This window comes from Streptomyces sp. NPDC046379 (assembly GCF_055587785.1).
In genome coordinates this window covers 302,602-323,129 of record NZ_JBVJFP010000001.1, presented here as the reverse complement: position 1 = coordinate 323,129, position 20,528 = coordinate 302,602, and the positions used below count along the sequence as shown (strand labels likewise).

The window sequence follows — 20,528 nt, the reverse complement described above, 5'->3', positions numbered from 1 at the left end:
AGACCCAGTTGAAGTCCACGCGCATCGCGACGGTCCTCGCCGCCGCCCTCGTCGCCCTGCTGCCGACCACGGCCACGGCCGACGCCGCCCATCCCGACCCGGTCGACGTCACCGGCCAGGAGATCATCCACGACCCCACGGTCATCCGCCTCAAGTCCGGCGGCTACGTGGCCTATTCCACCGGCGGCGTCATCGGCGCCCGCCTCTCCGAGGACCGCGTCCACTGGGACGACTCCGGCAACGCCTTCGCCGAGCCGCCGAGCTGGTGGTACGAGTACAACGCCACCGGCGACCCGTGGGCGCCGGACATCTCCTACCGCGACGGCCGCTACTGGCTCTACTACTCGGTCTCCTCGTGGGGCAGCAACCACTCCGCGATCGGCGTGGCCACCTCCCGCACCGGCCTGCCCGGCTCCTGGACCGACCACGGCAAGGTCTTCTCCTCCGAGCGCACCGACCACTGGAACGCCATCGACCCGGCGATCGTCAAGGCCGACGGCAGGCTGTGGATGGCGTTCGGCTCCTACTGGACCGGCATCCGCATGGTCGAACTCGACCCGGAGACCGGCAAGGCGGTGCCGGACGCCGAGGTCCACCACCTGGCGACCCGCCCCGACGCCCCGTACGCGGTGGAGGGCCCGTACATCGTCAGGCACGGCGCCCACTACTACCTCTTCGCCTCCTACGACGCCTGCTGCTCGGGCGTGAACTCCACGTACAAGATCCGCGTCGGCCGCTCGACGTCGGTGACCGGCCCCTACACCGACAGCACGGGCAAGCCGATGCTGGAGGGCGGCGGCGACCTCCTCCTCGCCGGCCACGGCCGCTACGTCGGCACGGGCGGGGAGTCGGTCTTCCGCGACCGGGGCAGGGACTGGCTGGCGTACCACTACTACGACGCGGAGGACCAGGGCACCCCGAAGCTGGGCCTGAACAGGCTGGACTGGACGAAGGACGGCTGGCCGGTCGTCCGCTAGGCGTACGGCCCAGGTGGGGCCGGGCCCGCGGACGACCGCGCCCGGCCCCGCACTCACCCCACCACCACCCCCGCTCTCCCCCTCGCAGATGACGAGAGACACCACCGGATTCGGAAGGACCACATGCGCACCGCCCGTTTCACCCTCGACCCCGCCTTCACCGTCGGCGAAGTCAACCCCCGCCTGTTCGGCAGCTTCGTGGAACACCTCGGCCGCTGCGTCTACACCGGCGTCTTCGAGCCCGGCCACCCCGCCGCGGACGCCGCGGGCCTGCGCACCGACGTCCTGGAACTCGTCCGCGAACTCGGCGTGACCGCCATCCGCTACCCCGGCGGAAACTTCGTCTCGGGCTACAAGTGGGAGGACTCCGTCGGCCCCGTGGAGGACCGCCCCCGCCGCCTCGACCTGTCGTGGCACTCCACGGAGACCAACCGCTTCGGCCTGTCCGAGTACATCGACTTCCTGCGCAAGATCGGCCCCCAGGCGGAGCCGATGATGGCGGTCAACCTCGGCACGCGCGGCGTCGCGGAGGCCATCGAACTCCTGGAATACGCCAACCACCGCCGGGGAACGGCCCTGTCGGACCTGCGCGTCGCGCACGGCGACGAGGACCCGTACGGCATCCGCCTGTGGTGCCTCGGCAACGAGATGGACGGCCCCTGGCAGACCGGCCACAAGACCGCCGAGGAGTACGGCCGCCTCGCCGCCGAGACGGCCCGCGCGATGCGCCAGATCGACCCCGCCCTCGAACTCGTCGCCTGCGGCAGCTCCGGCCAGTCGATGGAGACCTTCGCCGCATGGGAGGCGACGGTCCTCCAGGAGACGTACGACCTGGTCGACCACATCTCCCTGCACGCGTACTACGAACCGGTGGACGGCGACGTCGACTCCTTCCTGGCGTCGGCGGTCGACATGGAGTCGTTCATCGAGAACGTCGTCGCCACCTGCGACCACGTCGGCGCGCGCCTGAAGTCCAAGAAGAAGATCAACCTCTCCTTCGACGAGTGGAACGTCTGGTACATGTCGCGCTGGCAGGAGCAGGCGACGACGTTCGAACAGGACGACTGGCCGGAGGCCCCCCGCCTCCTGGAGGACAACTACAGCGTCACCGACGCCGTGGTCTTCGGCTCCCTCCTGATCGCCCTGCTCCGCCACGCGGACCGCGTCACGGTGGCCTGTCTGGCGCAGCTGGTGAACGTGATCGCCCCGATCATGACGGAGCCCGGCGGACCGGCGTGGCGGCAGACGACGTTCTACCCGTTCGCCCAGGCGTCGAAGTACGGCCGCGGCGAGGTCCTCGACGTCCGCGTGGACTCCCCGACGTACGAGACGAAGAAGTACGGCGAGGCCGACCTGCTGCACGCCACGGCGGTCCGTGCGGAGGACGGCACGGTCACGGTCTTCGCGGTCAACCGCAGCCGTACGGAGTCCCTGCCGCTGGAGGTCGCCCTGGCCGGCCTGGACGTGACGTCGGTCGTCGAGCACAGCGTCCTCTCGGATCCCGACCCGGACGCCCGCAACACCCTCACCGACCCGGACCGCGTCACCCCGCACGAGACCACCGGCACGACGATCGAGAACGGCCGGCTGACCACGAGCCTGGAACCCCTGTCCTGGAACGTGATCCGCCTGTCCTCCTGATCCGCCTGTCCTCCTGATCCGCCTGTCCTCGTGATCCGCCCATCGTGAGCGGGCGGATCAGTAGGAGAGCGCGTCCTCGGCGGTGCCGAAGAAGCTGGTGACCTTGCCGTCGTCGACGACGACCGGGCCACCGCCGATCGGCACCGTCACGGGGCTCTCGGAGGCGTTGAGCGCGATCTCCACCTGCTCGGCGTCGTGCCCGCCGCCGCCCGCGCCGAGGGGCGCGAACATGATCCCGGCGTAGGCGCGGTCACCGGGCTCCAGCATCCGGTCCGTGCCGGCGGGCCCCATGTGCTCGGCGGCCCCGTCGAGCCCGGGCACCGTGATGACCGCGTCATCGGCCCCCAGCAGACAGGGGTCACCGCCGTTGTTGGTCGCGGTCAGCAGCGTGTGCCCGACCTCGGCGGCCGCGACGGTGACGACATAGTCGAGGTCACCGGTCTCGCACATGCCGACGCCGCCGTCCTGATCGTCACCGGCGCCGTCGTCCGGCGAGGGGGTGCCGGCCGGCGAGGGCGTGTCGGAGTTGGCGCCGGTGGGCGAGGGCGTGGCGGAGCCCTCACCGTCGCCCGCGCCCCCGGGGGACGGACTCGCCGTCGCACTGGGAGCGGCGGCGGCGTCCTCCTCGACGCCGCCCTCACACGCGGTCAGGGCCAGGACGCCGAGCGAGAGGGAGGCCAGCAGGGCGGCGGTACGGCGAGCACGGACGGTGTACGTCATGAGAAGTCCCCCGGAAGTCGTTGCGTTGCGGCGATAGTGCCCCAGGAGGACGCCGCACGGGCGTGCCCGCACGGAGCGGGGGCCGTTTGCGCACAGGCCTGTGACACTGCGACAGCCTTCCGGCGGCCGGGGCAGCAGTACACCCCGGTTGGGCCGTTACCCCGGCCTGGGAGATCCTGGACCCATGAGGATCTCGGCAAGGGCGGACTACGCGGTACGGGCGGTACTGGAGCTGGCCGTACGGCAGGACGAGGGACCGGTGAAGGCGGAGACGGTCGCCGCCGCGCAGGACATTCCGCACAAGTTCCTGGAGGGGATCCTCGGCGACCTGCGCCGCGGCGGCGTCGTGGAGAGCCGGCGGGGCGGCAGCGGCGGGTACCGGCTGGCGCGTCCGGCCTCGGAGATCACCGTCGCGGACATCATCCGCACCGTGGACGGACCGATCGTCTCCGTACGCGGCGAACGCCCGACCGGGCTGACCTACCAGGGCTCCGCCGAGCCGCTGCTCCCCCTGTGGATCGCCCTGCGCGCCAACGTCCGCAAGATCCTGGAGGGCGTCACCATCGCCGACATAGCCGCGGACGCCCTCCCCGAACCGGTCCGCGAACTGGCGGCGGAACCGGCGTCGTGGGAGAACCCCGTTTGAGTCCGGCGGCGGGCGGGGGCGGCTGTTTGTCTGCCGTTTTCCCTGACCGGGAGTCGGAGTTCATCGGAGTGCCATGTTCAATTCGCTCACCGTCGATCTCACGCTGCCGGTCGGATATGGGTGAGTAGTGAGAATCGGCCATTCATGCGCCGGCGCGACGGCTTGGCCGGACGACAAAGGCTTCCTTGGCAAGACCGCGGACACCCGGACGGGCCTTACGCACATTGGCGCCCGAGAGTACGACCCTGGGATCGGACAGTTCCTCAGTGTCGACCCCGTCCTTCAGACAGAGCTGCCGCAAACCCTCAACGGATACAGCTACGCTGCTCAAAACCCAGCAACTCACAGTGATCCCACCGGTTTGGCCCTTGCTTGCGGCAGCCAGGGCCCGGAGGGCATCCCATGTCCGGATGACGGTGACCCCATGCCTGAGCCTGCTACCCACGACGGTAATGGCCACACGCTTGGCGAGCCCGGCCAGGCCCAAAAGGATGCGGAGGGGAGATACTGCAATTGGGCGTGCTTGGGGAAGATCTACTACCAGGAGGCCCGGAGTGCCAGGAGCATCGCTCGGAAGGCTGCGGCTGATCGGCTTCTCGCCGGTTTCGGGGTATTGCCTACCTATGATCATGCTTTCGAAATAGAAGCGGCCGCCATGCTGGCATGGGATTTCCCCGAAGAATGCGACGAGGTGTGTCGGGAGATCTTCTGGCGCTTGGATGCCAAGAACCATCCACAGCCTGGTGCTTCGGCGTCGGAGAGCAAGCATTTGGGGGATGTCATCGGTGGACTGCTCAAAGGGGGCCTGCGATTTCGGAACAAGGTGAGTAGCTTCGCTATCGGCAAAGGATACAATCTACTTGCAGAGGCGGTCGGGGCCGACTGCGACGACAGTGGTGGTCTCACCGTGTGCCGCACATCGGTGCCGATTTATGCCAGGGGTGGAACGACTGTGGGGCACACGTATGTAACTGGTTACAATCCTGCCTGGACCAAGCCCGCAAGGCTCAAGCATGAGCGTGTCCATGCTGAGCAGTGGGACAGTGCTGGGGAGTTTTTTGCTCCTCTGTACTTCCTGGAGGGTTTTGACCCGTGTCACAACATCTACGAGGAGGCGGCTGATTGGAAGGATGGGGGGTACCTCCAATGCGTCAGGTGATTAGACAGTTGGCTCGGGTTGTTCCCGGCGCTGCGGCCGCTTTTCTGGTCATCCCCGGCTGCACCTACCCGGGGCCCAACCCGGCCGAATTTGGATACAAGCTGACGAGCGCTGGTGACGTCCTCATTGCCTATCCTCTCTGCGCTGGCTCTTCCGTCTATGGTGCCGCGGTTGATGTGCGTGTCAGTGAGGACGACGTCAATGTCAAAAGAGTGTGGCAAGCGGAAGATCCAGTCTCCGATAGAGTGGCCGAAGGGCTCTTCACAGTCGGTGGTACCGGGAGCTTCAGGCATGAGAGGCAACCCATGAGGGGGGGCTTGCCTGATCTCTTCTTCGTCACAGTGCAGGAAAAGGATGCGGACCGCCTGATTGAGGGCCTTGATGCGCCGGTCGACTTGACGCGCTTGGAAGGCGTGTCGCTGAATAGTGATCAATTCATGACGGAGCCGGGTAAAGTCTTGACGCGTCAGCAAATAGACGCCCAGATTCCCTGCCGCAGCGAAAGTCCCAGCTAGTACTGGCGGTATGCAAACTGGATGGGGCGGCGTCTCCCGCAAGCGGGACAGCAGGAATTCCCGGCAGCAGTCGTGTGCTGAAGCGCAACTGCTGCCGGGAAGTAGTGGGAAACTGCAGAGGTGATTCTGGATCCTTTACCGCTCGAGGAGGTGCTGATGCGTGTCAGGCCAAGTGCGGCGAGGAGTCCGGACAAGCATCGGATGGCATCCGTGCCGTTGGCCAAACGCCAGCGCCCTGACCTCCTCCCTGCGGTGCCGGCCGATCTGCATGGCGGCGATCCCGTGCAGCCACGGTCGTACGCCGGCCCGGTCCGCGTCGAAACGGGCCCGTATGCGGAAAGCGGTCAGGAACGTCTCCGCGGTGACGTCGTCGGCCGCGTCCCGGCCGAGGCGGCGGGCGACGTACCGGTGGATGGCGGGCGCGTGCCGGTCGAAGATCGCGGCAAAGCGTTCCGGCTCGTCGGGGGTGCCGCGATCAGCGCGGCGTCCCCCGCGACCGTATCGCCGCCGGGGGTGCCGTCCTGCGGTGGTGCGGGGCGGCACGGGGAATCAGTCATGAAGGGTCCATGGGCGAGGTGAAGGTGAAAGTGTAGGTGAATGGTGGGGCCGCTGCGGCAACGTCGTTCACTCGTACTTGCCGTCCCGCGCCCGAACGGTTCACGTGGTTCACGCCCGGCGGCAGGGCGTCCTGTCCGGCCACTGCGGTTGACCTTGACACGGTGACAACCCCTTCACTGGCGTCGAGGAGGTGGTCCCATGGCCACACAGGAACAGGAACAGGAACAGGAATCGGGACGCGGGCGGGGGACCGGCGCGGCTCGCCTGCTCGGCGCCCTGGAGGACGCCCGGCCCTCCGTGCGGCTGCGGGCGGCGATGGCTGTCGGTGCGGAACCCGACCCGCGCTACGTCGGCCCGCTCGTCGCACGCTGTGCGGTCGAGCCCGAGTTCTTCGTCCGCGACACCCTCACCTGGGCCCTCACCCGCCACCCCGTGTCCCTGACGCTCCCGGCGCTGCTCGCGGAGCTGCGCTCGGAGCGGGCGCAGGCCCGCGGCCAGGCGTTGCACACGCTGTCCAAGATCGGCGACCGGCGGGCGTGGCCGGCGCTCACCCGTGCGCTGCTCACCGACGCCGACGACGAGGTCGCGCGCAGCGCCTGGCGGGCGGCGGCCGTGCTCGTGCCCGAGGGGGAGGAGCCGGCACTGGCCGCGGTGCTCGCCTCGCAACTGGGCCGTGGCGGGCGCGAGACGCGGCTCAGCCTCAGCCGGGCGCTGATCGCCCTCGGCGAGGTGATCGTGCCGGCGCTGCGCGCTGCCAGGATGGACGGCGACGACGACGTACGGGCGCACGCGATGGCCACGGAGCGGCTGCTGCGTGACCCCGAGGCCGGATTCGCGTTCGCCGTCGAGGAGGCCAAGCGCGTCGTCGCCCTCGGGCGGGCCGCCGGGCAGGAGGGATGACGGACGGTGCTGATCGGTGAGGTGGCGCGGCTGTCCGGGGTCAGCGCCCGGATGCTCCGGCACTACGACGCGCTGGGGTTGGTGCGGCCGACGGGGCGCAGCGGCGCCGGGTACCGCGAGTACTCCGGCGACGACATCCGGCGGATCTTCCACATCGAGAGCCTGCGGTCGCTCGGACTGTCGCTGCGGGACGTCGGGCGGGCCCTCGACGATCCGGGGTTCACACCCTCGGAACTCGTGGACGACCTGATCCGGCAGACCCGGGAACGCATCGCCGCCGAGACCGAGCTGCTCACCCGGCTCCGCCGGATCAGCGCCGCGGAACCGGGGGACTGGGACGACGTTCTCCAAGTCGTCGCCCTGCTGAGGGCGTTGAGGTCCACGAACGCAGGGACGCGGCAGCGTGCCGCCCTGTCCTCGGTCGAGGAGGCGGAGGCCGCGGTGCCCGTGGAGGCGCTGGTCGAGGCGGTGCTCGGCGAGTCGGACCCGAACGTGGCCGGCGCCCTGCGCTGGGCCCTGGCGCGGTCGGGCGGCCGGGGGGCACTGGCCCCGCTCGCCGAGGGCCTGCGCTCACCGGCCGCCGAGGTGCGCGGGCGCGCCGTCCGGGCCATCGCCGAGTTGCCGCACGGCGACGTGGAGGAGACCGGGCCGCCGCACGAGGGCGAGACGACCGACCCGCCGCCCGGCGAGGCGACCGACCCGCCGCCCGGCGAGGCGACCGACCTGCCGTACGGCGGCCAGGCGTCCGCGCTGCCGCACGGCGACCCGCCCGCGCAACCGCGCGGCGACCCGACCGCGCTGCTCCTCGACGTCGCGCTCCCGCACCCGGACGCCGAGGTCCGCCGGCACGCCGCCCTCGCGCTCGGGGCGCGCGGTGTGGCCGACGCGATCCCCGGCCTGGTCGACATGGTCGTGGAGGAGGCGAACGACGTCGACGCGGCCGACGTGCTGAGCGCGCTGGCCGGCCGTCCCGAGACGGCGGAGCGGATCGCCGCCGCGCTCGTCGGCCGTCTCGCCCACGCCGCCGCCGACGCGCCCGTACGCCGGCGGCTGACCCAGGCGCTCGCGGACATCCCCGGAAGCACCGCGACCCGCGCCCTCGAAGACCTGGCCCACGACGACGACCGTGCCGTCGCGCTCACCGCGGCCTACGTGCTCACGATCCGCCCGGTGCGGTAGCGGCGCGCTCGTCGAACCGCCTGCGCGCCGCCTCGATCGCCTCGATGTTCGCCTTCGACCAGTCGGTGATCGTCTGCACCAGGCCCCCCACCTCGCGCCCCAGCCCGGTCAGCCGGTACTCCACGCACGGCGGCACCGTCGGATGCACCGTGCGGGTCAGCAGTCCCTCGCGCTCCAGGGCGCGCAGCGTCTGTGTCAGGACCTTCGGCGTCACCCCGTCCAGCCTGCGCCGCAGCTCGGCGAAGCGCATGGGGCGGCCGTCCTCCAGGGCCACCAGCACCAGCATGGTCCACTTGCCGGCGATCAGCTCCAGCACGGCGCGGGTAGGGCAGTCGCGCAGGAAGACATCCACGCCGCCGTGTTCTCTCAGATCGAAGCCGGTATCCATGAGGAACCTCGATATCAGAAAAGTGCGTACTTCCGTTCGGACATCGGCCCGGCCGACCATGAACGCGCCGCGCGACGCGCGGCGAAATGCGCGAAACGCACGCCACCGCACCCGTTCTGCCGAGGAGTTCCGATGCCCGCCCGTATGCACGCCATCGTCCAGTCGGAGTTCGGCGGCCCCGAGACGCTGGTCCACGTCGAGACCGACGTGCCCGAACCCGGGCCCGGGGAGGTGCTCGTGCGGGTCGCCGGCGCCGGCGTCAATCCGGGGGACGCGGTGCTGCGGTCCGGCCGCGTGCCGGAGCTGGTCGCCCTGCCGTGGACGCCGGGCAACGACGTCTCCGGCGTGGTGGAGCGGATCGGCGAGGGCGTCACGCGGTTCGTCCCCGGCGACGAGGTGTACGGCATGCTGGCCGTCACCGGGCGCGGAGCCTACGCCGAGTTCACCGTGGCGCCGGCCGCCGCGCTCGCCCGCAAGCCGCGCGACACCGGCCTGGTGGAGGCGGGCGGCGTGCCCCTCGTCGCGCTCACGGCCTGGCAGGCACTGGCCGTACTGGCCCGGGTGCGGCCCGGCGACCGGGTGCTCGTCCACGCCGCCGCGGGCGGGGTGGGGCATGTGGCGGTGCAGCTCGCCAAGGAGCTGGGGGCGTACGTCATCGGCACCGCGCGCGCCGACAAGCACGGCTTCCTCGAGGACCTGGGCGCCGACGAACTCATCGACCACACCGACGTCGACTTCCGGTCCGCCACCGCCCCGGTGGACGCCGTCCTGGACCTCGTCGGCGGTTCCTACGGGCCGCGTTCCCTGGACGTGCTGCGGCCGGGCGGCATCCTCGTCGGCGCGTCCATCGACCCGGGCACCGACGAGCGGCGGGCGGCGGCCCGCGGGCTGCGCTACGCCTGGGTCACGGCCGCCCCCTCCGGCGAGGCGATGGAGCGCATCAGCGAACGCATCGAAGCGGGCCGCCTGCGCGTCCGCGTGCAACGGACGTATCCGCTGGCGGAGGCGGCGGCGGCCCACCGGGCGATCGAGGAGAAGCGGACGACCGGCAAGATCGTCCTCACTCCGTGATCAGGACGGGTTCAGCTTGATGGCGAACCCGTTGAAGATCGACCATACGTCGACCCAGCCGAGGCCGGTGGTGCAGCCGGAGGGGCCGCAGCCGAAGCCGACGCTCACGATGCCGTTGAGCTGACGGGAGTCGGGGTCGTTGATGTAGATGACCGGGCCGCCGCTGTCACCGCCCCGGCCGACGACGCCGCCGTAGTGGGGGACGCCGTAACTCCCCCACACGGTGGTGCCGTTGACGTTCCAGGAGACGTTGCCGGCGTAGACCGTCCGGATGTTGCAGACGACCTTGGAGTTGTAGCCGAGCTGGCAGGTGAAGTCGCCGACCGCGACGTTGCGCACGCCGTTGAGGTAGCGGGAGTACCCCGTCGCGTCGGTGCCGTCCCAGGTGCGCCGGTAGGTCGGCGCCTCGATGAACGCCGAGTCCAGGTCGGCCCGCTTGTACTTGACCTGGCCGATGTAGTTGCCGCCGGCCGCGTGGACGTGGGTGCCGACGTTGTAGCAGTGGCCTGCGGTGACCAGCCACTGCCGTCCGTCCCACGTGCTGATGGCGGGGATGCCGCTCGTGCACTGCGCCAGGCTGCCGGACGCGGGGCCGAGCGCGGCGCCCGCGTAGAACGGGGAGGTGTCGTTCCACCGGCTGAGCGGCTTCGCCGGCGGCGCCCTCCTGACGCGGACCTCCGTTCCGCCGGCGTCGGCGCGCTCGCGGGCGACGGCCGGCGAGGCGAGGTACGCTCTCGCGGCCTCGGGCTCGTCCACGGCCAGTTCGATCGTGCCGCCGTCGACAGAGCTGCCCGCCATCTCCACCTTGAAGGGCAGGTCGGCGCGGCCGGTGAGGTCCGAGATCTCCTTCCTCAGCTGCTGCCGGGACTTCTCGCCGCGGACCACGTTGATCAGGTCCGTGTCCACCTTCGGGTTCACCTTGCGGACCGCGGCCAGGAACGCGCCGCGCTCGTCCACGTCGGTCAGGTAGACGTTGACCGAGCGGTAGTCGGAGGCCATCTCGACCTGCGTGTAGATGTCCGCGCGGGCGCCCTGTCCCACCTGGGCGGCGGCGTCGGCCGCCAGCCGCAACGGCTCGAGTGCCTCGGCCTGTTCCTCCGGCGTCATCGCCGCCACCGCCTCGACGGACAGCGGGCCGGGTGGTTCCGCGTTGGCCGACACCGCCATGATCGGCAGCAGGGCCAGTGCGCCCGCGAGGACGAGCGCACGGTGGATCGCTTTCTTCATCTGTGCCTCCAGGTCGGACCCCGCGACGCGCGAGGTGACGATATGTCGGGCGTAACGGTAGAGTCGGAAATACCCGCCCAGTACCGCTGATTAAGGTCGTACTGCGCACTCGCGGAACAGCTCCGCCGGGGGGCACGGCCGTGAAGCGGGGGACGTCAGTGCCCTTGCGGGGCACGGTCCGGCGGGTGGGGGCCGGACGAGCACGTCCCGAGGGTCACTCCTGCCGCCGCCGTTGCGAGGCGCCTCCGGGGAATCAGTTCCACCACGGCCGAAAATCGACGGCCGATTGTCACGCGGGTGGGGAAGTTGTCGCAGGTGGGCGCGTTCTCCGGGCGTGAGGGGCGCGCAATTCGTCAACGAGTGATAACCGTACGTGTGTTCCAGTGTGATGTATCGGCCACTCGTCAAGAGGGCTCAACCTTCCGGCAGTTGTCCCGCCCGAGCCCGATGTCGTTCCGCCGTTGCGCGAACCATTGACGCGCAAGGGGTTCGATTCTACGTTCCGTTCGCAGTGACGATCGTTGTTCGAAATCCAGAACGGGAGCGTCCCCATGAGCCGCACAAGAACCCCCCGCACGCCCCGCCTCCTCCTCGCCCTCCCCGCAGCACTCCTCCTCGCGCTGGTGCCGACCAGCGCGTCGGCGTACCCGAACCCCGGCACCGTCACGGGGTCCGTCGTCACGCACGACCCGACGATGATCCGCACCTCGTCCGGGCAGTACCTGCTCTACGCCACCGGCGGCGGCATCGCCAGCAAGACGTCGAGCAACCGCACAGCGTTCAGCGCGGGCGCCGACGCCTTCTCCAGCCGGCCGGGCTGGTGGTCGACCTACTCCTCCGTGCCGGAGGCCTGGGCGCCGGACATCTCGTACCACGGCGGCAAGTACCTGCTGTACTACTCCGTCTCGAAGTTCGGCTCCAACACCTCGGCCATCGGACTGGCCACCTCCACCACCGGCCTCCCGGGCTCGTGGAGCGACCAGGGCATCGTCTACAGCTCCAGCTCCTCCAGCGACTTCAACGCCATCGACCCGAACCTGTTCGTCGACAGCGACGGCAAGTGGTGGCTGTCGTTCGGAAGCTGGTGGACCGGGATCAAGATGATCCAGATCAACCCGTCCACCGGAAAGCAGCTCTCCACCAACACCACCCGCTACTCCCTCGCCTCCCGCCCCACAGGGACCAAGGCCGTCGAAGCGCCGTACATCGTCAAGCGGGGCAGCTACTACTACCTGTTCGCCTCGTACGACACCTGCTGCGCCGGCACCGGCTCCACGTACAAGGTCAAGGTCGGCCGGGCCACCAGGGTCACCGGGCCGTACTACGACAAGAACGGCGTCAGCATGATGAACAACGGCGGCACCCCGGTGCTGGAGTCGCACGGCCGCTACATCGGCCCCGGCGGCCAGTCGATCATGAACGACGTCGACGGCGACCTGATCGTCTACCACTACTACGACGGCCAGGACAACGGCACTCCGAAGCTCGGCGTCAACCTCCTGAACTGGAGCTCCGGATGGCCCGTCGCCTACTGACCCTGCTCGCCGCGCTGCTGCTGGCCCTGGCGGTCGGACAGCCCTCCGCGAGCGCGGCCTCGTTCGCCAACCCGGTCAAGGCCCAGAAGGGCGCCGACCCCTGGATCGTCCACCACTCCGGCAACTACTACCTGGTCTCCACCAGCTGGACCGACGTCATCACCATCCGCAAGTCCGCCACCCTGGCCGGGCTGTCCACCGCGCCGAGCGTCCAGGTCTGGCAGGGCGACGCGGCCTCGCGGTGCTGCAACATCTGGGCGCCCGAACTGCACTACCTCAACGGCCGCTGGTACCTGTACTACGTCGCCGGGCAGAACGTGTCCGACTACAACCCCACCCAGCGCAGTCACGTCCTGGAGAGCACCGGCTCCGACCCCATGGGGCCGTACACCTACCGGGGCCAACTCAACTCCGCATGGATGCTGGATCCGACGGTCGCCACCATCAACGGCCGGCTGTACGTCTTCGGCAGCACCCACGCCAACGGCACGCAGAACATCGTCGCCGCGCGGATGTCCAACCCGTACACCGTCAGCGGGTCCTTCTCCACCGTCTCCACGCCCACCCACGCGTGGGAGCGGTCGGGCGCGCCCGTCAACGAGGGGCCGGAGATCCTCCAGCGGGGCGGCAGGACCTTCCTGTACTTCTCGGCGAGCGGCTGCTGGACCCCGGACTACAAGCTCGGGCGGCTCACCCTCACCGGGTCCGACCCGCTGTCCGCGGCGTCCTGGACGAAGAAGTCCACCCCGGACTTCCAGCGCAACGACGCGGCGGGCGTGTACGGGCCCGGTCACCACGGCTTCTTCACCTCGCCCGACGGCGCGGAGAGCTGGATCGTCTACCACGCCAACGACGCCGCCTCCGAGGGCTGCGACAACGGCCGTACCGCGCGGGCGCAGAAGTTCACCTGGAACGCGGACGGCACGCCGAACCTCGGCACGCCGGTCGCGCTCGGGGCGTCCCTGGCCGGGCCGTCGGGCGAGCCGTCCGGGGTGCAGCGGACGTACACCCTCACCAACCGCAACAGCGGCAAGTGCCTGGAGGTGGCGGGCGGTTCGACGGCGGACGGCGCCAATGTGCAGCAGTACGCCTGCAACGGCGGCGCCCACCAGCGCTGGCGGCTGGAGGACCTGGGCGACGACACCCACCGGCTGCTGAACGTGGCCACCGGCAAGGTCCTCGACACCGCCGACTGCTCGGCCGCCGACGGGGCCGACCTGCGGCAGTGGGGCTGGCTCGACAACACCTGCCAGCGGTTCCGGTTCGTCGCCACGGACTCCGGGCACGTCCGGATCGTCAACCAGGCCTCCGGCAAGGTCGCCGACGTGGCGGACTGCTCCACCGCGGACGCGGCCGACGTACGGCAGTGGACGTGGCTGAACAACGGCTGCCAGCAGTGGCGGCTGAACCCGGTGTAGGGACTCAGCCAGCCTGGCCCGTCCCCGCGGGGACGGGCCAGGCTGGCGCGCCGGGCCACCCGGTCGCCTCCGCCTCCGGGTGGCCCGTGCGGGGGAGCACGGGCCACCCGTACATACGGAGGCGGGCGGGCCGCCGTTCAGCTCACGCGTCGAGGGCGTTGACCGTTCACGCGTCGAAGGAGTGCACCGTCGTCGACCGGTAGGTCTGGCCGGGGCGCAGCACCGTCGACGGGAACGACGGCTTGTTGGGCGAGTCCGGGAAGTGCTGGGTCTCCAGGCACAGTGCGTCGCCCTGCCGGTAGACCGAGCCGCCGGTGCCGACGAGCGTGCCGTCGAGGAAGTTGCCCGAGTAGAACTGGAGGCCCGGCTCGGTGGTGGCGATCCGCATCGTGCGGCCCGAACGCGGGTCGCGCAGGGTGGCGACGTGCTCGGGCCGGGCGGTGATGCCCTTGTCGAGGACCCAGTTGTGGTCGAAACCCTGGCCGTACAGCAGCTGCTGGTGCGGCGCCCGGATGTCCTCGCCGACCGTCTTGGCCCGGCGGAAGTCGAACGGGGTGCCCGCGGTCCGCGCGCGCTCGCCCGTGGGGATCAGGCCCGAGTCGACCGGCGTGTAGCGGGAGGCGGCGATGGACAGCTCGTGGTCGTACACCGTGCCGCTCGACTCGCCGGCCAGGTTGAAGTAGACGTGGCTGGTGAGGTTGACGACGGTCGGCCGGTCGGTGGTGGCCTCGTAGTCGATGCGCCAGTCGCCGGACCGGGTCAGGGTGTACGTCACCGTGGTGCGCAGCGTGCCCGGGTAGCCCATCTCGCCGTCGGCGCTGGTGTGGCGCAGCCGCAGCCCGGTGTCCGTGCCCTCGGTGAACGGCTCGACGTCCCAGACCCGCTTGTCGAAGCCCTGCGCCCCGCCGTGCAGGCTGTTCTCGCCGTCGTTGACGGAGACCTGGTACTCCGTGCCGTCCAGGGTGAAGCGGCCCTTGCCGATGCGGTTGCCGTACCGGCCGATCAGCGCGCCGAAGTACGGGCTGGAGGCGACGTAGTCGGCCAGGTCGTCGAAGCCCAGCGACACGTTGGCGTACCGGCCGCGCCGGTCCGGGACCTCCAGTGACTGCACGATGCCGCCGTAGGAGAGGACCTTCATCCGCGTGCCGCCGTTCTCCAGCGACCAGCGATGCACCTCGGTCCCGTCGGCGAGCGTGCCGAAGAGTTCCTTCACGGGCCTGTGCCCTCCCCTGGCGTGTGCGGTGCCGCTCATCGCGGCGGTGACACCGGCGGCGGCCGCCCCGGCGATGACGGTACGTCTGCTCAGTTCCATGTGCGGCTCCTGGAAGAGAAGGGGCCCCGCTCCTTCGGAGCGGGGCCCGAGCGACTTACGAACCGACCCTGCGCTTGTTCCACACGTCGAACCCGACCGCGGCCAGCAGGGCGAAGCCCTTGATGACCTGCTGCCAGTCGGTGCCGACGTTGAGGAGGTTCATGCCGTTGTTCAGCACGCCGAGGACGAGGCCGCCGATGATCGCGCCGAGGACGGTTCCCACGCCGCCGCTCATGGACGCGCCGCCGATGAACGCCGAGGCGATGGCCTCGAGTTCGTAGTTCAGGCCCGCCTTCGGCGAGGCCGCGTTGAGGCGGGCGGCGATCGCCATGCCCGCCAGGGCCGCGAGCGCGCCCATGTTCACGAAGACCAGGAAGGTGACCTTCTTGTCCTTCACACCGGACAGCTTGGCCGCCGGCAGGTTGCCGCCGATGGCGTAGATGTGACGGCCGAAGACGGCGTTGCGCATGACGTAGCCGTAGCCGACCACCAGCACGCCGAGGATCAGCAGCACGATCGGCGCGCCCTTGTAGCTGGCGAGCAGCAGGGTCACGACGAGGATCGCGGAGACGATCGCGACGAGCTTGAGCAGGAAGATGTTGCGCGGCAGCACCTCGAGGGAGAACTCCTGCTGCCGCTTGCGGTCCCGGACCTCCTGGAGCACCGCGAAGACGATCAGCGCGAGGCCGAGCAGCAGCGTGATGTTGTGGTAGTTGGTCTCCGGGCCGGTCTCGGGCAGGAAGCCGTTGCCCAGCTTCTGCATGCCCTCCGGGAAGGGGCCGAGGGTCTGGCCCTCCAGCAGGATCTCGGTGAAGCCGCGGAAGATCAGCATGCCGGCGAGGGTGACGATGAACGACGGTATGCCGCCGTAGGCGATGAAGAAGCCCTGCACCGCGCCCGCCACCGCGCCGACCAGCAGGCACAGCACCACGGCGGCCGGCCAGGGGATGTCGTGCTGCACGGTCAGCACGGCGGCGAACGCGCCCACGAACGCCGTCAGCGAGCCGACCGACAGATCGATGTGGCCCGCGATGATCACCATCATCATGCCGACGGCGAGGACCAGGATGTAGCTGTTCTGCAGCACCAGGTTGGAGACGTTGCGCGGCAGCAGCAGGTCGCCGTCGGTGAGCACCGCGAACAGCGCCACGATCAGGCCGAGCGCGATCAGCATGCCGTACTGCCGCATGTTGCGGCGCATGCCGTCCAGCATCAGCTGCAGCAGGCCGGCGCCCGAGGCCGCGCCGCCCTTGCCGGGCGGCGCCGGGGCCGGCGTCTTGGCGGTCACATCGGTGCTCATCGGGTTACCTCTTTGTCCTTCGTCATCTGACGCATCAGCGATTCCTGTGAGGCCTCGGCCCGCGAGAACTCACCGGTCAGCCGGCCGGCCGCCATCGTGTAGATGCGGTCGCACATGCCGAGCAGCTCCGGCAGCTCGGAGGAGATGAAGACGACCGCCTTGCCCTGGGCGGCCAGTCGGTCGATGACCGTGTAGATCTCGTACTTCGCCCCGACGTCGATGCCGCGCGTCGGCTCGTCCAGGATCAGCACATCGGGACCGGCGAAGATCCACTTGCTGAGGACGACCTTCTGCTGGTTGCCGCCGGACAGCTTGCCCACCGGTTCGAAGACGGTGGGCGCCTTGATGTTCATGGACTTGCGGAAGCCCTCGGCGACCTGCCGCTCCTCGTGCTCGTCCACCACGCCCCGCCGGGCCACCTTGTCCAGCGCGGTCAGGGAGATGTTCCGGTTGATGGTGTCGATGAGGTTGAGCCCGTAGTGCTTGCGGTCCTCGGTGACGTACGCGATCCCGTGCGCGACGGCGTCGGCGACGGACCGGGTCCGGATCTCCCGGCCGTCCTTGAGGACCGTGCCCGCCGCGTACCGGCCGTAGGTCCGCCCGAACACGCTCATCGCCAGCTCGGTGCGGCCGGCGCCCATCAGGCCCGCGATGCCGACGATCTCCCCGCGCCGGACGCTGATCGACACGTCGTCGACCACCTTGCGGGTCCGGTCGATGGGGTGGTGCACGGTCCAGTTGCGGATCTCCAGGGCCGGGGCCGCGCCCGCCTCCGGCTCGTGCGGGGTGCGCTCGGGGAAGCGGTGGTCGAGGTCGCGGCCGACCATGCCGCTGATGATCCGGTCCTCGGTGGTCTCCGGAGCCTTCACGTCGAGGGTCTCGATCGACCGCCCGTCGCGCAGGATGGTCACCGAGTCGGCGACCCGGCGGATCTCGTTCAGCTTGTGGGAGATGATGATCGAGGTGATGCCCTGTTTCTTCAACTCCAGGATCAGGTCCAGGAGTTTGCCGCTGTCCTCGTCGTTGAGCGCCGCGGTCGGCTCGTCGAGGATGAGCAGCTTCACCTTCTTCGCCAGCGCCTTGGCGATCTCCACCAGTTGCTGCTTGCCCACGCCGATGTCGGCGACGCGGGTCTCCGGGTGGTCGTCCAGACCGACCCGGCGCAGCAGCTGCGTGGCGTGCCGCAGCGTCTCGTTCCAGTTGACGAAGCCGCGGGAGGCGTGCTCGTTGCCGAGAAAGATGTTCTCCGCGATGGACAGGTACGGCACCAGGGCCAGCTCCTGGTGGATGATCACGATGCCGTGCTGCTCGCTGGCCCGGATGTCCTTGAAGCGGCAGACCTCCTGCTCGAAGAGGATCTCGCCCTCGTAACTGCCGTGCGGGTGGACGCCGGAGAGGACCTTCATCAGGGTCGACTTGCCGGCGCCGTTCTCCCCGCAGATGGCGTGGACCTCGCCCTGACGGACCGCCAGAGTGACGTCCGACAACGCCTTGACGCCGGGAAAGGTCTTGACGATCGAGCGCATTTCCAGGACGGGTCCCGCCATGGTCGTGCCTTCCAGTCAGTGGTGCGGACGGTGGGAGGTGGGGCTACTTGAGGTCGCTCTCCTCGATGTAGCCGGAGTCGACGACGGCCTCCTGGTAGTTCTCCTTGTCCACGCTGACCGGCTCCAGCAGGTACGCCGGCACGACCTTCGACCCGTTGTCGTAGGTCTTCTCGTCGTTGACCTCGGGCTTCTTGTCGTTGAGCAGGGCGTCGACCATGTTCGCGGACACCTTGGCCAGCTCGCGGGTGTCCTTGTAGACGGTCATCGACTGCTCGTCCGCGATGATCGACTTCACCGAGGCGACCTCGGCGTCCTGCCCGGTGACGATCGGCAGCGGCTTGCTCTTGGAGCCGTAGTTGTCCGACTTCAGCGCCGACAGGATGCCGATGGAGATGCCGTCGTACGGCGAGAGGACCGCGTCGACCTTCTCGGACTTGTAGGACTTGGTGAGGATGTCGTCCATGCGGCGCTGCGCGGTGGCGCCGTCCCAGCGCAGGGTGGTCACCTGGGTCAGCTCGGTCTGGCCGGAGCGGACGACGAGCTGCTTCTTGTCGATGTACGGCTGCAGGACGTTCATCGCGCCCTGGAAGAAGTAGCGCGTGTTGTTGTCGTCGTTGGAGCCGGCGAACAGCTCCAGGTTGAACGGCCCCTTCTCGCTGCCGTCCTTCAGCCCGAGCTGCTCGACGATGTACGTGCCCTGCAGCTCGCCGACCTTCTCGTTGTCGAACGACGCGTAGTAGTCCACGTTCTCGGTGCCGAGGATGAGACGGTCGTACGAGATCACGGGGATGTCGGCGTCCTTGGCCTGCTGCAGGACGTTGTTCAGCGACTTGTTGTCGATCGCGGCGACGATCAGCGCGTCCACGCCCTGCGCGATCATGTTCTCGATCTGCGAGACCTGCTGGTCCGGCTTGTCCTCGCCGAAGACCAGCTTGGTCTCGTAGCCCTTCGCCTCCAGGTTCTTGACCACGTTGTCGCCGTCGGCTATCCACCGCTCGGAGGACTTCGTGGGCATCGAGATGCCGATGGTGGCGCCCTCGCTGCCGCCCTTGCCCTCCTCGCTGCCGCCCTCGCTGCTCTGCCCGCAGGCGGAGAGGGTGAGGGCGAGGGAGGCTGCGGTGGCCAGGGAGGCGAGTGCGGCTCTGCGGTTGCGCATGGTCATCATCCTTGATGTGTGCAGGGCAAGAGGTGTGGGAAAGTGTGCGCCGCTGTGCGGTCTTGTGGTGAGGGCGTTGCCGGAACGTTACGAGATTTCGAACCGGTCGAGCTTTCCCGGCAATCGGCTGCCGAGCGCGGCCATGTCGCCGTCCGCGCCGTGCCGGGCGAGCAGGTCCAGGGCGAGCCGGCCGCGCCGCACCCGCTCCCGGGCCGTGTCCAGGGTCAGGTCCCGCATGTGGGCGCCGTACGGGTAGATGCCCGGGGCCTTGGACAGGCCGAACTTCAGATAGAGCGGCGCGCCCCGCCGGATCAGCTCGGCCACCTCGTACATCCGGACGTAGCCGCCGAGGTCGTCGGGCGCCTCGATGTACATGTCCATCGGGGCGGCGGACACCCGGCGGATCTCGGTGAGGTGACCCAGCGTCAGATCGCTGGGCACGTTGACCGAGTCCGCGCCCAGCCGCTCGTACACCGCGAACGCGGCCGGGTTGACGGGGCCGATCAGCGCCGACACCTTCAGCGTCGTGTCGGCCGGGAGGATCCCCGCCTCGCGCGCCCGGTGCAGCGTCCACAGCACGCCCTCGTCGGCGACCAGCAGGCACCTGACGCCCAGTTCGGTCGCGCGCACCGCGTCCTCGACGCAGCCGGCGACCGCGTCGTGGCCGCGCGCCCGCAGTCCGGCGCCGCGCGAGTCGGTCCGGGTCGAGCCGCCGATGTCCCAGGTGCCGCGGGGGCCGGTGAACAGGCAGAGTTCGATGTCGCGTTCGGCGGTCGCCTCGACCATCTCGGTGATCTCGGCGTCGGTCAGCATCCACACGCCGCTGCCCTGGCTGATGCGGTGGATCGGCACGTCCAGGCGGGAGGCCTCCTTGAGGACGACCGCCAGCGCCTCGGGACCCTCGCACGAGGGGATCTCGGTGCGCCAGCGGCCGCCGTCGGGGAAGGCGTGCGGCGAGGCGTCGGCGGGGTCGAGGGCGGGAGCGCCCAGGCCGAGTGCGGCGAGCGCCTGCTCGCCGGGCCTGCGGGCTGCCGGGGCGGAAGGGTCGGTCACAAGGTGTCCTTCGGTGTTCGTGATGTCCGGGCCGGCCGGGAGTCCGTCGCGCCGGGAGGTCCGTCGTGTCAGGAAGTCCGTCGCGTCGGGATGCCGGGCCGGCCGGGACATCGGACGAGGTTCGCGCGTCGAGGCGTGGAGGGTCGGGGTGGGCTGGAAGGAGGGCTGGATGTACGCCGGCACGGAGGCCGTCGGGTCGCCCCCGTACCGGCGTACGGCTGTGAGG

General features: G+C 69.8%; 19 protein-coding genes and 1 pseudogene. 12 read left to right on the top strand and 8 right to left on the bottom strand.

Annotation, left to right across the window (positions count from 1 at the left end; translation table 11 throughout):
- Window positions 1-8 precede the first annotated feature (8 nt).
- The gene (locus ACZ6KF_RS01490) at window positions 9-977 is read left to right on the top strand and encodes an arabinan endo-1,5-alpha-L-arabinosidase (RefSeq protein ID WP_469174465.1); all 969 of its coding nucleotides are present in this window, start codon (window positions 9-11) and stop codon (window positions 975-977) included.
- Window positions 978-1,100: 123 nt separating this feature from the next.
- Window positions 1,101-2,618, top strand: coding sequence for an arabinosylfuranosidase ArfA (arfA, locus tag ACZ6KF_RS01485; RefSeq protein WP_356627619.1), 1,518 nt, complete (start codon window positions 1,101-1,103; stop codon window positions 2,616-2,618).
- 57 nt (window positions 2,619-2,675) lie between these two features.
- Here the strand turns inward: arfA and ACZ6KF_RS01480 are convergent, their stop codons facing one another.
- Window positions 2,676-3,338, bottom strand: a complete 663-nt coding sequence (locus ACZ6KF_RS01480; RefSeq protein WP_356627618.1) for a DUF4232 domain-containing protein — start codon at window positions 3,336-3,338, stop codon at window positions 2,676-2,678.
- Between the two features lie 184 nt (window positions 3,339-3,522).
- Here ACZ6KF_RS01480 and ACZ6KF_RS01475 point away from each other — a divergent pair, with 184 nt between their 5' ends.
- From ACZ6KF_RS01475 to ACZ6KF_RS01445, 7 genes and pseudogenes are all read left to right on the top strand, one after another.
- Window positions 3,523-3,984, top strand: a complete 462-nt coding sequence (locus ACZ6KF_RS01475; RefSeq protein ID WP_356627617.1) for an RrF2 family transcriptional regulator — start codon at window positions 3,523-3,525, stop codon at window positions 3,982-3,984.
- A gap of 157 nt (window positions 3,985-4,141) precedes the next feature.
- Window positions 4,142-4,357 (top strand): annotated as a pseudogene (locus ACZ6KF_RS01470) (RHS repeat-associated core domain-containing protein); the annotation flags it as partial.
- A 150-nt stretch (window positions 4,358-4,507) separates the two neighbouring features.
- Entirely contained in the window at window positions 4,508-5,143 is a 636-nt protein-coding gene (locus ACZ6KF_RS01465; RefSeq protein WP_469237200.1) for a hypothetical protein, read from the top strand.
- A complete protein-coding gene (locus ACZ6KF_RS01460) occupies window positions 5,140-5,658 on the top strand; it encodes a hypothetical protein (protein ID WP_469236741.1) in 519 nt (172 codons plus the stop codon). Before ACZ6KF_RS01465 ends, ACZ6KF_RS01460 begins: the two co-directional genes overlap by 4 nt.
- Before the next feature lie 120 nt (window positions 5,659-5,778).
- The gene (locus ACZ6KF_RS01455; RefSeq protein ID WP_469157983.1) at window positions 5,779-6,237 is read left to right on the top strand and encodes a hypothetical protein; all 459 of its coding nucleotides are present in this window, start codon (window positions 5,779-5,781) and stop codon (window positions 6,235-6,237) included.
- Window positions 6,238-6,414: 177 nt separating this feature from the next.
- Window positions 6,415-7,116 carry a HEAT repeat domain-containing protein gene (locus ACZ6KF_RS01450; protein ID WP_469236738.1) on the top strand — a complete coding sequence of 234 codons (702 nt, stop codon included), beginning with the start codon at window positions 6,415-6,417 and terminating at the stop codon, window positions 7,114-7,116.
- Window positions 7,117-7,122: 6 nt separating this feature from the next.
- Complete coding sequence (locus ACZ6KF_RS01445; RefSeq protein ID WP_469236735.1) at window positions 7,123-8,295, top strand: MerR family transcriptional regulator; 1,173 nt, start codon at window positions 7,123-7,125, stop codon at window positions 8,293-8,295.
- Here the strand turns inward: ACZ6KF_RS01445 and ACZ6KF_RS01440 are convergent.
- Window positions 8,273-8,683, bottom strand: coding sequence for a winged helix-turn-helix transcriptional regulator (locus ACZ6KF_RS01440; RefSeq protein ID WP_356627614.1), 411 nt, complete (start codon window positions 8,681-8,683; stop codon window positions 8,273-8,275). The two genes, ACZ6KF_RS01445 and ACZ6KF_RS01440, sit on opposite strands and share 23 nt — an antisense overlap.
- 132 nt (window positions 8,684-8,815) lie before the next feature.
- On the opposite strand from ACZ6KF_RS01440, the gene ACZ6KF_RS01435 reads away from it, so the two are divergent.
- Window positions 8,816-9,754, top strand: a complete 939-nt coding sequence (locus ACZ6KF_RS01435; RefSeq protein WP_469236732.1) for an NADP-dependent oxidoreductase — start codon at window positions 8,816-8,818, stop codon at window positions 9,752-9,754.
- Here the strand turns inward: ACZ6KF_RS01435 and ACZ6KF_RS01430 are convergent, their stop codons facing one another.
- Window positions 9,755-10,981, bottom strand: coding sequence for a chymotrypsin family serine protease (locus ACZ6KF_RS01430; protein ID WP_469236730.1), 1,227 nt, complete (start codon window positions 10,979-10,981; stop codon window positions 9,755-9,757).
- A 551-nt stretch (window positions 10,982-11,532) separates the two neighbouring features.
- Here ACZ6KF_RS01430 and ACZ6KF_RS01425 point away from each other — a divergent pair.
- Window positions 11,533-12,516, top strand: coding sequence for an arabinan endo-1,5-alpha-L-arabinosidase (locus tag ACZ6KF_RS01425; RefSeq protein WP_356627611.1), 984 nt, complete (start codon window positions 11,533-11,535; stop codon window positions 12,514-12,516).
- Window positions 12,498-13,934, top strand: a complete 1,437-nt coding sequence (locus ACZ6KF_RS01420; protein WP_356627610.1) for a family 43 glycosylhydrolase — start codon at window positions 12,498-12,500, stop codon at window positions 13,932-13,934. The genes ACZ6KF_RS01425 and ACZ6KF_RS01420 overlap by 19 nt, the downstream gene beginning before the upstream one ends.
- A gap of 166 nt (window positions 13,935-14,100) precedes the next feature.
- Here the strand turns inward: ACZ6KF_RS01420 and ACZ6KF_RS01415 are convergent, their stop codons facing one another.
- The 5 genes from ACZ6KF_RS01415 to ACZ6KF_RS01395 all read right to left on the bottom strand — a co-directional run bounded on the left by ACZ6KF_RS01415 (window position 14,101) and on the right by ACZ6KF_RS01395 (window position 20,302).
- The gene (locus ACZ6KF_RS01415; protein ID WP_356627609.1) at window positions 14,101-15,246 is read right to left on the bottom strand and encodes an aldose epimerase family protein; all 1,146 of its coding nucleotides are present in this window, start codon (window positions 15,244-15,246) and stop codon (window positions 14,101-14,103) included.
- A 55-nt stretch (window positions 15,247-15,301) separates the two neighbouring features.
- Window positions 15,302-16,546 carry a multiple monosaccharide ABC transporter permease gene (mmsB, locus tag ACZ6KF_RS01410; RefSeq protein ID WP_356627608.1) on the bottom strand — a complete coding sequence of 415 codons (1,245 nt, stop codon included), beginning with the start codon at window positions 16,544-16,546 and terminating at the stop codon, window positions 15,302-15,304.
- Window positions 16,543-18,093, bottom strand: a complete 1,551-nt coding sequence (gene mmsA, locus ACZ6KF_RS01405; protein ID WP_356627607.1) for a multiple monosaccharide ABC transporter ATP-binding protein — start codon at window positions 18,091-18,093, stop codon at window positions 16,543-16,545. Before mmsA ends, mmsB begins: the two co-directional genes overlap by 4 nt.
- 43 nt (window positions 18,094-18,136) lie before the next feature.
- Window positions 18,137-19,249 (bottom strand): multiple monosaccharide ABC transporter substrate-binding protein, encoded by a 1,113-nt coding sequence (chvE, locus tag ACZ6KF_RS01400; RefSeq protein ID WP_356627606.1) that lies wholly within the window; start codon window positions 19,247-19,249, stop codon window positions 18,137-18,139.
- 87 nt (window positions 19,250-19,336) lie between these two features.
- Window positions 19,337-20,302 (bottom strand): glycosyltransferase family protein, encoded by a 966-nt coding sequence (locus ACZ6KF_RS01395; protein ID WP_469236727.1) that lies wholly within the window; start codon window positions 20,300-20,302, stop codon window positions 19,337-19,339.
- Window positions 20,303-20,528: the final 226 nt, after the last annotated feature.